The 12,840-nt window shown below is 64.4% G+C and carries 14 protein-coding genes; 7 read left to right on the top strand and 7 right to left on the bottom strand.

The window, feature by feature from the left end:
• Positions 1-52 precede the first annotated feature (52 nt).
• Both recR and CH302_RS00535 read right to left on the bottom strand, forming a co-directional pair.
• Positions 53-661, bottom strand: a complete 609-nt coding sequence (recR, locus tag CH302_RS00540) for a recombination mediator RecR (protein WP_032379989.1) — start codon at positions 659-661, stop codon at positions 53-55.
• 3 nt (positions 662-664) lie between these two features.
• Positions 665-1,000, bottom strand: a complete 336-nt coding sequence (locus CH302_RS00535) for a YbaB/EbfC family nucleoid-associated protein (RefSeq protein ID WP_032404980.1) — start codon at positions 998-1,000, stop codon at positions 665-667.
• Between the two features lie 470 nt (positions 1,001-1,470).
• Between CH302_RS00535 and CH302_RS00525 the strand changes: the two genes are divergently transcribed.
• Positions 1,471-2,130 carry a hypothetical protein gene (locus CH302_RS00525; protein WP_141216562.1) on the top strand — a complete coding sequence of 220 codons (660 nt, stop codon included), beginning with the start codon at positions 1,471-1,473 and terminating at the stop codon, positions 2,128-2,130.
• A 29-nt stretch (positions 2,131-2,159) separates the two neighbouring features.
• On the opposite strand, the gene CH302_RS00520 is transcribed toward CH302_RS00525, so the two are convergent.
• Positions 2,160-2,594, bottom strand: a complete 435-nt coding sequence (locus CH302_RS00520) for an SRPBCC family protein (RefSeq protein WP_037188877.1) — start codon at positions 2,592-2,594, stop codon at positions 2,160-2,162.
• Positions 2,595-2,851: 257 nt separating this feature from the next.
• On the opposite strand from CH302_RS00520, the gene CH302_RS00515 reads away from it, so the two are divergent.
• Together CH302_RS00515 and CH302_RS00510 are read left to right on the top strand one after the other, a co-directional pair.
• Positions 2,852-4,297, top strand: a complete 1,446-nt coding sequence (locus CH302_RS00515; protein ID WP_052047336.1) for an FAD-binding oxidoreductase — start codon at positions 2,852-2,854, stop codon at positions 4,295-4,297.
• Positions 4,294-5,610: a class I SAM-dependent methyltransferase gene (locus CH302_RS00510; RefSeq protein WP_037187809.1), complete on the top strand. Its 1,317-nt coding sequence runs from the start codon at positions 4,294-4,296 to the stop codon at positions 5,608-5,610. Before CH302_RS00515 ends, CH302_RS00510 begins: the two co-directional genes overlap by 4 nt.
• 12 nt (positions 5,611-5,622) lie before the next feature.
• Here CH302_RS00510 and CH302_RS00505 read toward each other — a convergent pair whose 3' ends face one another.
• Positions 5,623-6,405 (bottom strand): alpha/beta fold hydrolase, encoded by a 783-nt coding sequence (locus CH302_RS00505; protein ID WP_037187808.1) that lies wholly within the window; start codon positions 6,403-6,405, stop codon positions 5,623-5,625.
• 28 nt (positions 6,406-6,433) lie between these two features.
• Positions 6,434-7,366, bottom strand: a complete 933-nt coding sequence (locus CH302_RS00500; RefSeq protein ID WP_037187807.1) for an oxygenase MpaB family protein — start codon at positions 7,364-7,366, stop codon at positions 6,434-6,436.
• A 23-nt stretch (positions 7,367-7,389) separates the two neighbouring features.
• Between CH302_RS00500 and CH302_RS00495 the strand changes: the two genes are divergently transcribed.
• The 3 genes from CH302_RS00495 to CH302_RS00485 are packed head-to-tail and all read left to right on the top strand — an operon-like array spanning position 7,390 to position 10,665.
• Positions 7,390-7,962 carry a TetR/AcrR family transcriptional regulator gene (locus tag CH302_RS00495; protein ID WP_037187806.1) on the top strand — a complete coding sequence of 191 codons (573 nt, stop codon included), beginning with the start codon at positions 7,390-7,392 and terminating at the stop codon, positions 7,960-7,962.
• Positions 7,963-7,989: 27 nt separating this feature from the next.
• Positions 7,990-8,250, top strand: coding sequence for an acyl-CoA-binding protein (locus CH302_RS00490; protein ID WP_032379982.1), 261 nt, complete (start codon positions 7,990-7,992; stop codon positions 8,248-8,250).
• 48 nt (positions 8,251-8,298) lie between these two features.
• Positions 8,299-10,665 carry an FdhF/YdeP family oxidoreductase gene (locus CH302_RS00485; protein WP_037187805.1) on the top strand — a complete coding sequence of 789 codons (2,367 nt, stop codon included), beginning with the start codon at positions 8,299-8,301 and terminating at the stop codon, positions 10,663-10,665.
• Positions 10,666-10,673: 8 nt separating this feature from the next.
• Here CH302_RS00485 and CH302_RS00480 read toward each other — a convergent pair whose 3' ends face one another.
• Positions 10,674-11,492: an oxygenase MpaB family protein gene (locus CH302_RS00480; RefSeq protein ID WP_037187799.1), complete on the bottom strand. Its 819-nt coding sequence runs from the start codon at positions 11,490-11,492 to the stop codon at positions 10,674-10,676.
• A 92-nt stretch (positions 11,493-11,584) separates the two neighbouring features.
• Here CH302_RS00480 and CH302_RS00475 point away from each other — a divergent pair, with 92 nt between their 5' ends.
• Positions 11,585-12,208, top strand: coding sequence for a TetR/AcrR family transcriptional regulator (locus tag CH302_RS00475; protein ID WP_037187797.1), 624 nt, complete (start codon positions 11,585-11,587; stop codon positions 12,206-12,208).
• Here CH302_RS00475 and CH302_RS00470 read toward each other — a convergent pair.
• Positions 12,199-12,837 (bottom strand): GntR family transcriptional regulator, encoded by a 639-nt coding sequence (locus CH302_RS00470; protein WP_037187795.1) that lies wholly within the window; start codon positions 12,835-12,837, stop codon positions 12,199-12,201. The two genes, CH302_RS00475 and CH302_RS00470, sit on opposite strands and share 10 nt — an antisense overlap.
• Positions 12,838-12,840 lie beyond the last annotated feature (3 nt).

Raw genomic sequence — 12,840 nt, 5'->3', positions numbered from 1 at the left:
GGTGCGGTCGAGTGCCCTGGGCGGCACTTGATCGCACCACATCCGTGGGCACTCACATTCGTCGGCGTCCGGTCAGAGCGCGGCCCAGCGTCAGTTCGTCGGCAAATTCGAGGTCTCCGCCCATGGGCAGGCCGGAGGCGAGGCGGGTAATGGCCAGGCCGGGGAAGTCGCGCATCATGCGGACCAGATACGTGGCCGTTGCTTCACCCTCGGTGTTGGGGTCGGTGGCGATGATGACCTCGGTGACGTCCACTCCGTCGTCCTGAGTTCCCACACGGGTCAACAACTCTCGGATGCGGAGCTGATCCGGCCCCACTCCGTTCAGTGGATCGAGCGCTCCGCCGAGCACGTGGTAGCGACCCTTGAACTCTCGCGTACGTTCCACGGCCTGAACATCTTTGGGCTCTTCGACGACGCAAATCATCGATCTGTCTCGACGCGAATCGGCACAGATCCGGCACAGTTCCTTGTCCGAGACCGTGCCGCAGACGATGCAGAACTGAACGCCGTCGCGAATACGCTGCAGCGCGCGCATGAGCCGATCCACCTCGGGAGGCTCGACGCCCAGGAGATGAAAAGCTATGCGCTGAGCGCTCTTCGGACCGACCCCGGGAAACTTGCCGAGTTCGTCGATCAGATCCTGAACCGGACCTTCGTACACCGCCTAGAACCCGGGCAGGCCGGGCATGCCACCGAGACCACCAGCGAGGGGGCCCATCTTCTCGCTCGCGACGGCCTGAGCCGCGCGAGACGCATCGGCGATCGCACCGATCACCAGGTCCTGCAGAGTCTCGATGTCTTCGGGGTCGACGACCTTGGGGTCGATGGTCAGTCCGACGACCTCACCGGTTCCCTTGACCGTGGCGACGACGAGTCCGCCGCCTGCCTGGCCGGTCACTTCGGTTTCCGCGATCTCGGCCTGCGCCGCCATCAGCTGCTGCTGCATCTGCTGGGCCTGCTGCAGGATCGATGCCATGTCGGGCTGTTCACCGGGTTGCACTGTGCCGTCCTCTCGCGTGGGTTCGAAGCGAACACCAGCGTAGTCGCACCTTGAATCGCTGTGATTCACTGCGCGTCGAATCGACATACCGACCTGAGTGTCCACAATTTCGCGGCAAACACGGGATCGCGCCTGCGGTGACGAATAGTGGACACTCAGCGCAGTGCCTTCCGGCGATGCCGCACGACGGTTCGCCCTCGGTAACGAGGATCAGCGTTGCTCCGCGCGACGGTCTCTGCGCACGGGCCACCGGTGAAGTGATAGAGATTCGCCCCGGCGAAGGTTCGGCCGTCCGCCACTCTCACCGCCGCACCCATCGTGTGGATGCCGTCCTCATCAGATCCCGCATCCGTCTTCGACCAGCGTCCGATCCCCGTCGGTCGCGGGTAGTGCGGAAGAGAAGGACACGATGCGATTCTGGAGCCCCGCGCCTGAACATCTGTCAGTACTGAGACGCGTACCATCCTCGAATGCACGCACCGACGAACCCCGAGGGTCACTCCCCTCGTAAGCGTCGGGTGACGCCCGAGACCATGGCCGAGGCCGGTATCGCGCTGACGCTGCCGAAGGTGTCGGTGAAGTCGGTGGCCGAGAGACTGGGCGTGTCGATCGTCGCCATCTACAACAACATCGACGATCTCGGTTCCCTCAAGGCCCTCGTGGCGGAGGAGATTCTGCGCAGGTGGTCGCCGCCGCTCCCCGGTGACGACGAATCGATGCACGACGCTCTGCTGACCCTCGCCTCCGCGATGCGCGAGCTGGTTCACTCCAACCCGGGCATCGCGGAGTATCTGATCGGTCTGACTCCCAGTTCGATCGACGCTCTTCGGATGGCCGACGCCGTCCAGACGCGCTACCGAATTCGCTACGACCTCACTCCGAAGCAGGCGACGTGGGCCGTCATCACCGTCGTCGAGCACGCGCTGGCGTTGGCGGAGGTCGTCTACAACGATGCCCGACGCGATCGTGAATACGACGACGCGATTGCTGCCCGCACCGACCTCGACACCCTGCCCGGGGCCTACGACACGGTCGACCGCGGACCCGACGGGATGTTCCTGTGGTCGATGCGCACCGTGGTGGTCGGAACCCTGACGCTGATCGCGGCCCCGGATTTCGAGCGGGTCTAGGCAGGAGTGGAGCCTGCGGAACGATCCGACTAGATCAACTCGCGACGCAGGTTGTCCAGCGTCGCGGCCTGGATCTTCTTCAGTCCGAGTGGTGCGAAGGTCTTCTCGAAGAATCCGCCGATGCCGCCTGCGCCCTTCCATTCCGTCGTCGTGGTGACCGTGGTGCCTGCGCCGTCCGGGGCAACCGACCAGGTGGTGACCATGGAGGAGTTGGCATCGCGTTCGGTGATGGTCGATCCGGCGACGGTGACGGTCGCGGCGACGTTGCGCACTCGCTTCTCGGTGGCCTGCAGGGTCCACGTGGCCACGGTTCCGTCCCCTTGCCCGCCCTGGACCACCTCGTAGTCGCGGTACTGCTCGGGGAGGATGCGCGGGCGCACCGTCTCGTAGTCGGCGAGCGCGGCGAGCACCCGATCCGGTGTGGCAGCGATGGTGGCGGAACTGGATGCACTGACCTGAGCCACGGAAACGTTCTCCTTCTCTAGCGGACGGGATGTGCGTCCATCCTGCCTCTCCTCGAGGCCACGTTCGGCATCGCGCCGATGCATGTGTGATGTGCTTCACACGACGATTCTCGTATCGGCAAAACACATGCATGACGCAACCATTTGTCCGATTTACTCCGATTCCTCGCTCGGATTCGGCAACAGTTGCGTGAAGTTTCACCGGTCGGACGCCAATGCCGGTGGATACCGTGCGGTACGAGATATAGCGTCTGTATGTGGCTTCAGTGAATGCTCTTCTCGGACGACGGCCAGAACCGAGGGAGAGCGGTTACGCAGCGCACCGGTCGGGTGTCGAGCAGTTGCTTCGCAGCTATCGCGCAATTCCGACCGATGCGACGGTGCGTCTGGCGAAGAAGACGTCCAACCTGTTCCGGGCCAGGACGACCACCACCACGCCGGGGCTCGACGTCTCCGGCCTGAGCAAGGTCATCACCGTCGATCCCGCCACGCGCACAGCCGATGTCGCCGGCATGTGCACCTACGAGGACCTGGTCGACGCGACGCTTCCCTACGGTCTCGCGCCCCTCGTCGTCCCGCAGCTCAAGACGATCACTCTCGGTGGAGCCGTCACCGGCCTCGGTATCGAGTCGACGTCGTTCCGTAGTGGACTCCCGCACGAATCGGTGCTCGAGATCGACGTCCTCACCGGCAGCGGCGAGATCGTCACCGCGACACCGGAGGGCGAACACGCAGATCTCTACTGGGGCTTCCCCAACTCGTACGGCACCCTGGGCTACTCCACTCGGCTGCGGATTCAGCTCGAACCCGTGCTGCCGTATGTCGCGTTGCGCCACCTACGATTTCACGATCTCGACACTCTCCAGTCCACGATGGACACCATCGTCGAGCAGCGCGAGTACGACGGCATCGAGGTCCAATACCTCGACGGTGTGGTCTTCGGCGCCGACGAAAGCTACCTCACCCTCGGCGTCCAGACCGCCGAACCGGGGCCGGTCAGCGACTACACCGGTGCCGACATCTTCTACCGCTCGATCCAGCATGCGTCGGACACACCGAAGACCGACCGCCTCACCATTCACGACTACCTGTGGCGCTGGGACACCGACTGGTTCTGGTGCTCCCGCGCATTCGGAACACAGAACCCGAGAATCCGACGCTTCTGGCCGCGCAAGTACCGGCGCAGCAGTTTCTACTGGAAGCTCATCGGCCTCGATCGCAAGTACGACATTGCCGACCGACTCGAGAAGCGCAAGGGAAATCCGCCGCGCGAACGCGTCGTGCAGGATGTCGAGGTTCCGATCGAACACACCGCAGGCTTCGTGGCGTGGTTCCTCGACAACATCCCGATCGAGCCGTTGTGGTTGTGCCCGTTGCGACTTCGTGAGCCGGCAGCGCCGGGAGCGAATCCGGCCCGACCGTGGCCGCTGTATCCACTCGAACCGAAACGCACGTACGTCAACATCGGCTTCTGGTCTTCGGTCCCGATCGTTTCGGGCGAACCCGAGGGTGCCGCGAACCGCGCCATCGAGAAGAAAGTGACCGAGTTCGACGGGCATAAATCGCTGTACTCGGATGCTTATTACACCGAGGACGAATTCGCCGTGCTGTACGGCGGCGAGAGATACATCCAGCTGAAGAAGAAATACGATCCCGAATCCCGATTGTTGGATTTGTACTCGAAGGCGGTGCAACGCAGATGACGACGTTCAAGGACTCCGGCAATCGCACGGTGAACGGTGCCCAGAAGCTCAAGATCTCCGAGATTCTGGAGCTGATCTCCGACGGCAACATCCCACTGCGCTTCACCGCATACGACGGCAGCACCGCAGGACCCGAGGACGCGAGAATCGGCCTCAACCTCAAGAGCCCTCGCGGAACCACCTATCTCGCAACCGCTCCCGGCGATCTGGGCATGGCGCGCGCGTACGTCTCCGGCGATCTCGAAGCTACGGGCGTCCATCCGGGTGACCCCTACGAGTTGCTGGCACTGATGGGCGACGAACTGCACTTCCGTCGCCCCTCGGCAATGACATTGACCTCGATCGCCCGTTCGCTCGGCTGGGATGTGTTGCGGCCCATCGCTCCCCCGCCCCAGGAAGCGATTCCGCGGTGGCGTCGCATCGCAGAAGGTCTGCGTCACTCCAAGACTCGCGATGCAGAAGCGATCCACCACCACTACGACGTGTCCAACGCCTTCTACGAGAAGGTGCTCGGCCCCTCGATGACGTACACCTGCGCGGCGTTCGAGGCCGCCGATCAGTCTCTGGAGGCTGCTCAGGAGAACAAGTACCGCCTGGTGTTCGACAAGCTCGGCCTGCAGCCGGGTGATCGCTTGCTGGACATCGGCTGCGGCTGGGGCTCGATGGTGCGCTACGCCGCTCGCCGCGGCGTCCGGGTCATCGGCGTGACGCTCTCGCAGGAGCAGGCGTCGTGGGCGCAGAAGGCCATCGCCGACGAGGGGCTCTCCGATCTCGCCGAGGTGCGCTTCTCGGACTACCGCGACGTGCCCGAGACCAACTTCGACGCCATCTCCTCCATCGGACTGACCGAGCACATCGGCGTGCACAACTACCCGTCGTATTTCACGTTCATCCAGTCCAAGCTGCGGGACGGCGGTCGGCTGCTCAACCACTCGATCACCCGGCCGGACAATCGCGCGCACGCCAAGGCGGGCAGCTTCATCGACCGGTACGTCTTCCCGGACGGCGAACTCACCGGCTCGGGCCGCATCATCACCGAGATCCAGGACGTCGGACTCGAGGTTCGTCACGAGGAGAATCTCCGCGAGCACTACGCCCTGACCCTCGCCGGATGGTGCCGGAACCTCGTCGAGAACTGGGATGCCTGCGTGGCCGAGGCCGGTGAGGGAACGGCCCGCGTCTGGGGCCTCTACATGGCCGGCTCCCGTCTGGGATTCGAGCGCAATGTGGTTCAGCTGCACCAGGTTCTGGCGGTCAAACTCGGGCCGAAGGGCCAGGCGGACGTCCCCCTGCGGCCCTGGTGGAACGGCTGACGTTTGTGAGCGTCAGCGACCCGTCGCCCGCAGGATGACCCGCGCGGTCTCGGTCGGCTGATCCCAGTGCGGAAAATGTCCGCATTTGTCGAACCAGTGCAGGGTGGCGTCGGGGAATCGCTCCAATGCCACCTGTGCCTGGCTGGGCGTCGTCACCTTGTCCTGACGGCCCCAGCCGATGAGCAGTGGGCCCTGCAACGACCCCTTCGCTGCACCCATCTGCTTCGGCCCGTGGATCAAGGCTTTGCGTGCGGCGTCGAGCGACGGGGACGTCCTGGAGGAGAAGCCCTTCAGCTCCTGTTCGACCAGACCTCTCGGAAGTTTCCACGGCGCAGCCGAGAACTGAGCCAGCGCAGCCGTTCTGGTGACCGGGTTACCGGCCAGGAACGGCACGAGCGGCTGCACGTTCTTCATCAGTGCCAACGACGCGGTGATCGTGGCTCCGAAGATCTTGACCTGGCGGTCGTTCCAGAAGCCGCCCGGATCGAGTGCCACCATCGAGCCTCGGTGACCGCGGCGGGCCAGTTCGACGACCATGCGCGCACCCATGGAACTACCGACGAGGTCGGCGTCGGAGAGACCTTCGTTGTCGAGGAATTCCCGCAACGCGTCGGTCAACGACGCGATGGAGACCTCGGGCAGCGGCGGAGTCTTCCCGAACCCGGGCAGGTCGAGGGCGATGATCTCACGATGCTTGGCGAGGGCGGGGACGATCGGGTCCCAGTTTCCGTGAGAGGACCCGAGCCCGTGGACGAGGACGATCGGGGTTCCGCTTCCGGTTCTGACACTGTGCATAACCGCGTGGTACCCCGAGCGCACCGATCTACACCTTCGGGCTGTAGTGCGAGGGGTCCGATCGCCGCTCCACGGGCGGCAGATTGCGGGCCGGTGTGTGCACCAACGGTGCCGTTCTCGGGGTGCGGCCCTTGACGCGGTCCCATCCGGCGCGGCCCCGCGGATGCAGTCGCCGTCGTGGTGGCACCAACCCGAATACGAGGTTCACGGCCTTGCCGAACAGCGCCAGGCGCTTCTCGTCCCGCTCGGACCAGCTGTAGCCGAGGAGCGTGCGTACCGGCTCGTCGTAGAGCCCGACGGTGATCCAGACGAACAGGCTCGCCACCGGACGCCGGCACAAGGCCCAGATGGGCTCGGGCAGCCAGGATGCGTACGGCGGTGGTCCCAGCTTCGACAGGTCGAGCACCCCGCGCGCGGCCATGTTGTCCTCCAACACGGTGCTGCACATGTGTTCCCAGTACTTCTGGAACTCGGGCCAGGTGGCGGGCACCGACCGCATGCTCATTCCGTAGAGGCGGTACCACTGCACGTGCTCGTCGAACAGCTGTACCTTCTGAGCCTCGGTCAGTCCGCCCATGAAGTGGTCTGCCGTGAGCACCGTCCCCATGAAGAAGGTGGCGTGCGCCCAGTAGAACGTGTCGGGATCGAGTGCGTGGTACTTGCGGCCTCGGGCGTCGATTCCCTTGATGTTCGTGTGGTATCCGCGGACCTGCAGTGCGGTCTCCTCGGCGCGATCGCCGTCGAACACGACCCCGCCGATGGGGTACAGCGATCGGTACAGCCGCTGCCAGCGCTCGTCGAAGAACGTGGAGTGCTGCTCCACCCCGGCTCCGAGCCCGGGGTGCATGTTCTGCATCGACCCCGCCCAGACGCCCTGCAGCATCCCCCGCCAGTCGCCGAAGTACTTCCAGGTGAGTGAATCGGGACCGAGCGGGACGGGTCGATCGGACTGACTACGCATGTTGTCAGACTAGAGTTGACAACATGCGTAGTCAACAGTTGGAGGAACGCAGATCCAAGCGGTACGACGCGCTGCTCGCGGCCGGGGTCGAGCTGCTCGGCTCCCCGGACGGACCTGCCGTCAACGTGCGCGCCGTCTGCCGTACCGCCGGACTGACCGAACGGTATTTCTACGAGAGCTTCTCCGACCGCGATACCTTCGTCCGGGCCGTGTACGCCTGGGTGGGTACGAGAGCGCAGAAGGCCTTGCTCGACGCCGTGATGCAGGCGACCACCGCCGAGGACACCATCGCGGCGCCGGTGCGCGCATTCGTCGAACTCATCATCGACGAACCGAAAACGGGGCGGGTGTTGCTCATCGCGCCGTTGGCCGAACCGGCACTCAGCCGCCGCGGACTCGACTTGCTACCGGGCTTCGTCGAACTGGTGCACGCCCAACTCCCCGACTCCACCGATCGACAGCTGATCGCCGTCGGAACCGTCGGGGCACTGACCGCCCTGTTCATCGGCTATCTCGACGGCACGGTCACCGTCACCCGCGAAGCCCTCGTGGCGCACTGCATTCGGCTGATTTCCGAAGCCTCCGTGCGAGGATGACTGCACCTCTAACCGAAGGAGTTCTTCATGTCCGATCTCGACCAGTCGTTCGCCGACGCGCAGGTAGACGTCAAGAAGCTCACGTCCAAGCCGAGCAACGACGACCTACTGAGCCTGTACTCGCTCTACAAGCAGGGTTCGATCGGTGACGCCTCGGGTAAGCGGCCCGGACGACTGGACATGGTGAACCGCGCGAAGTTCGATGCCTGGGCGAAGCTCGAAGGTACGAGCCAGGATTCGGCGAAGCAGCAGTACGTGGATCTGGTGACCAAGCTCCTCGCCGGCTGAGCCTACGGCTATGGTCGAGTGCGGGGGTAACGCAACGAAGGGACCCGCATGAGACGCACCGACAGCGACGTCGACGAGGCCGAGCTCGACATCGAGAAGCCGAAGACCCACGCGGCAGGCCCCGTCGCCGTTGCCGTGTCGATGAAGCGGGCACTCGGGCACATGGGCCCGAAGCGCACCGCGCAGACGCTCCTCAAGCTCAACCAGGCCGAGGGTTTCGACTGCATGAGCTGCGCCTGGCCCGATCCGGATCCGGGCCACCGGCACGCGGCGGAATTCTGCGAGAACGGCGCGAAGGCCGTTGCCGAGGAGGCGACGACGACGCGAGCGACGCCGGAGTTCTTCGCGCAACACAGCATTGCCGAACTCGACGCACATACCGAGCACTGGCTGGGCCAGCAGGGCCGGATCACGCACCCGATGATCAAGCTGCCCGGCGGCAGCCACTACGAGCCCATCGAGTGGGACGACGCGTTCCGCCTGATCGGCGACGAGCTGAAGTCCCTCGCCAGTCCCGACGAGGCCATCTTCTACACCTCGGGTCGCGCCTCCAACGAGTCCGCGTTCACGTATCAGTTGTTCGCTCGGTCGTTCGGCACCAACAACATGCCCGACTGCTCCAACATGTGTCACGAGTCGACGTCCATCGCTCTGCAGGAGTCGATCGGCATCGGCAAGGCCAGTGTGACGCTCGACGACGTCCACAACGCCGAGCTGATCATCCTGGCGGGCCAGAACCCCGGCACCAATCACCCGCGTATGCTCTCGGCCCTCGAGCTGGCGAAGCAGAACGGCGCAAAGATTCTGTCCATCAACCCACTTCGCGAAGCGGGTCTGCTCAACTTCAAGAATCCACAGACTCCGCGCGGAATGGTGGGGCCGGGAACGGACCTGTCGAATCTGCATCTGCCGATCAAGCTCAACGGCGACCTCGCACTCTTCCAGGCCATCGGCTCACTACTGGTGAAGTGGGACGCGCTCGATCACGAGTTCCTCGACACTTACACCGTCGGTTTCGACGCATGGAAGGCGCACGTCGCCGAGGTCGACTGGGATCTCGTCACCGAAGTGACCGGATTGTCGGTAGCGCAGATCACCGAGGCCGCCGAGATGCTGCGCGACTCCAAGGCCACCGTGTTCTGCTGGGCAATGGGCCTGACGCAGCACCGCAACGCCGTCGCCACCATCAAGGAAGTCACCAATCTCGCGTTCGCGCAAGGCAACATCGGTAAGGCAGGTGCGGGTCTGCTCCCGGTTCGTGGTCACTCGAACGTCCAGGGCGACCGCACGATGGGAATCTGGGAGCGCCCTCCGGTGAAGTTCCTCGACGCGATGGCCGCGGAGTTCGACTTCGAGCCGCCGCGCGAGCACGGCTTGGACACCGTCGATTCCATCCGGGCCATGCGCGACGGCAAGGCGCACTTCTTCCTCGGACTCGGCGGAAACTTCGTCCAGGCAACTCCGGACAGTGACGTCACCTTCGAGGCGCTGCGCAAGATGCGGATGACGGTGCAGATCTCCACCAAGATCAACCGCTCGCACCTGGTCTGCGGCGAGACCGCACTGATTCTGCCGACCCTGGGCCGCACCGAGAAGGACGTGCAAGCCAGTGGCGAGCAGTGGATCTCGGTCGAGGACTCCACCTGCTCGGTACACTCCTCACGCGGACCGCTGAAGCCCGCGAGCGAATTCCTTCGTTCCGAGGTCGCCATCGTCAGCGGTATCGCCGAGGCGACCCTCGGTGACCGATACGGTCTCGACTGGAAGGGTTTCCGCGACGACTACCGCAACATCCGCAAGCACATCTCCCGCGTCGTCGCCGGTTGCGAGGGCTACGAGGTCAATGTTCGACGCCCCGGTGGCTTCGTTCTTCCACACCCCCCGCGCGACAGTCGGACGTTCGAAACCAAGAGCGGCCGTGGTGAATTCGCGGTGTCACCGATCGACGTGCTGCAGGTTCCGCCGGGCCATCTGATTCTGCAGACCCTGCGCAGCCACGATCAGTTCAACACGACCATCTACGGCCTCAGCGATCGGTACCGCGGCATCGAGAACGGCCGACGCGTCATCTTCGTGCACCGAGAAGACATCTCGACGCTCGGTTTCCGCGACGGCGACATGGTCGATCTCGTCACCAAGTGGGACGACGACGACGTGGAACGGTGCGCGCCGTCGTTCCGCATCGTCGAGTACGACACCCCGCGCGGGTCGGCTGCTGCGTACTACCCCGAGACCAATCCGTTGATTCCGCTGGATTCGACTGCGCTGCAGAGCAACTGCCCCACCTCGAAGTCAGTGATCATTTCGATGGTTCCGGCCGGGACGGGTGTGCAGGGAACAGCGAACGGCCATCAGGACAACGAGGGCTCGGACGAGGGTCACAAGTCGCACCCGCAGCCGCATCACCTGAGCTGAGGCTCGAACTAGACCAGCGCCCGCCCCGAACGCATCCGACGCTCGACATCGCGCAGCAGGATGTTGAACGGCAGTGCTCGCACGACAGGCGGCAACATCCGGTTGAGCAGGGACGCGCTGCGCAGCAGTAGCGCAAACCGTCTCTGCTTGACCGGGTCCCAGGGCAATTCCATCTCGTCCCGGAATCGCTGGGGTAGGAATCCGGTGGTCACGAAGCGAAAGAACGGCCCGATCAGCGGATGCAATGCTGCGGGTCTGGCGAACGTGGCCGAGGCGATACCGTACAGGTAACGCCTGATCGTCGGGTCGATGTGAATGTCGTCCAGCGCTGCTTCCCAGTACTTCTCGAACGCCGCTCGGTCTGCGGGCCAGATCTCGGGCGGCATCTGCAGGGTCGAGCCGAGTACGTGGCACGCCTGATACATCTCGTCTGCAACGGCCGGATCGGGTGGCCCGTACAGCGCAACGTACACATCCTCGAAACCGCGGTAGAGGCACGCCGCCACCCACAGCTGCAGGTTGGGATCGAAGGCGTTGTACTTCACCGGACTGTCGGCCGTCGACCGCACGGCCGCATGGGATCTGTTGGTCGCCTTGCGGTATGCGGCCTTGGTCTTGTCGTCGCCCATACCCGCGACGGCGAGGTAGGACAACGTGGTTCGGGTGCGTTTGATCGGGTGCCGGTTGATCTGTCCGGATTCCACGCGGCTCTCGAACACTCCGTACCCGACGGCGGGGTGCCCGAGTTGCATGATGACGTTCGCCGACCCCGCGAGCAGGCCGAACCCGGTCATGGACTTGCGCAGAAAGTCGGTGTCGACAGTCATGATGCAATCGATTCCTTCACTGTCAGCAATCTGAGTACGTCTGTGTTCAGATCAAGCTAGGCGTGGATGCCGAGGGATGTCAAGATGTATCCATGCCCGATTCACCCCGCACCTACGGCGGCGTCGACGGTTCGGCGCGAGTCGCCGAGCGTCGGCGCATCCTCATCGAGACCGGCCTCGATCTGCTCGGAACAGCGAAGCCCGACTTGACCGTTCGCGGGGTATGCCGCCGGGCCGGCGTCGTCAGCCGCTACTTCTACGAGAGCTTCGCAGACCGGGACGCGCTGATGGTGGCGGTGTACGACCATGTCGTCGACGATGTCGCGGCCATCGCGCTCGACGCGGTCGCCGCAGCACCGAAGGACGACCGCGAACGGGTACACGCCGGGATCCGTGCGATCGTGCGCGCTGTCGCCGAAGACCCACGCCGCGGGTTCCTCCTCTTCTCCGCCACGACGGTCGGCGACATCCTGGTGGCCAAACGAGCCGAGTCGACGAAGATGTTCGCCCATCTGCTGGCCACTCAGGCCACCGAGTTCTACGGCACGACAAGGGATCACGATCTCGACCTGACAACCCATTTCGTCGTCGGCGGATTCGCTCAGGTCCTCACCGCGTGGCTCGGCGGAGAACTGGAACTGAGCGAGGACGCCGTTGTCGACCGGTGCACCGAACTGTTGTTGGCCACCTCACCGGTGAAACCACCTCACCCGTGAAGCCCGTGAACCAATGTCGCACCGACGAGGAACTGCGTGCACATCAGGTCTGCGACACCGTCGGCGTCCCGTCGACGAAATGCCTCGATCAGTTCCTCGTGGCTGCTGAGCGCATGCTCGCACCACTGCCGGTTCGACGCGTACATTCGGGCCGGCGTGTATCTGACGGCACCCAACAGAAACCATGCCAGCTTGGCTCCACCGGCGACTTTGTTGATGTACCTGTGGAATTCGAACTCACAGGATTCGATGCCGTCGAGGTCGCGTCGGAACACCGCATCACGTAGCCGGTCGTTCAGCGCGCGCACCGCGTCGATCTGTTCGTCGGTGATGACGTGGGCCGCGCGGCGGGCAAGTGTGCCCGCAATCGTGCCCTGCAACCAGAAGATGTCGTCGATGTCCTGCTGCGTCAGTTCGCTGACGCGGTAGCCGCGCCGAGGTACCAGCTCCACCAGTCCTTCACCGCGGAGAGACACCAGCGCTTCACGCACCGGTGTCGCGCTCACACCCAGCTCGGTGGCCGTTTCGTCGATTCGCACGAATGCACCCGGCTCGAGCGCACCCGTGACGATCTGCTGGCGAATACTTGCGGCGACATCCTCCGAGAGCTGCGGGCGACGACGCAACACGAT

The organism is Rhodococcus sp. 15-2388-1-1a (assembly GCF_002259145.1).
In the GTDB taxonomy this organism is placed as follows: Bacteria; Actinomycetota; Actinomycetes; order Mycobacteriales; family Mycobacteriaceae; genus Rhodococcoides.
The sequence above is the reverse complement of the archived record's forward strand: the minus strand, read 5'-3'. Positions and strand labels throughout refer to the sequence as shown.

Bases quoted from the DNA above. Each gene is read 5' to 3' on its own strand.
- CH302_RS00525 (WP_141216562.1), top strand. From the start codon at position 1,471: ATGCACGCACCGACGAACCCCGAGGGTCACTCCCCTCGTAAGCGTCGG.
- CH302_RS00510 (WP_037187809.1), top strand. From the start codon at position 4,294: ATGACGACGTTCAAGGACTCCGGCAATCGCACGGTGAACGGTGCCCAG.
- CH302_RS00505 (WP_037187808.1), bottom strand. From the start codon at position 6,405: ATGCACAGTGTCAGAACCGGAAGCGGAACCCCGATCGTCCTCGTCCAC.
- CH302_RS00500 (WP_037187807.1), bottom strand. From the start codon at position 7,366: ATGCGTAGTCAGTCCGATCGACCCGTCCCGCTCGGTCCCGATTCACTC.
- CH302_RS00495 (WP_037187806.1), top strand. From the start codon at position 7,390: ATGCGTAGTCAACAGTTGGAGGAACGCAGATCCAAGCGGTACGACGCG.
- CH302_RS00490 (WP_032379982.1), top strand. From the start codon at position 7,990: ATGTCCGATCTCGACCAGTCGTTCGCCGACGCGCAGGTAGACGTCAAG.
- CH302_RS00485 (WP_037187805.1), top strand. From the start codon at position 8,299: ATGAGACGCACCGACAGCGACGTCGACGAGGCCGAGCTCGACATCGAG.
- CH302_RS00480 (WP_037187799.1), bottom strand. From the start codon at position 11,492: ATGACTGTCGACACCGACTTTCTGCGCAAGTCCATGACCGGGTTCGGC.
- CH302_RS00475 (WP_037187797.1), top strand. From the start codon at position 11,585: ATGCCCGATTCACCCCGCACCTACGGCGGCGTCGACGGTTCGGCGCGA.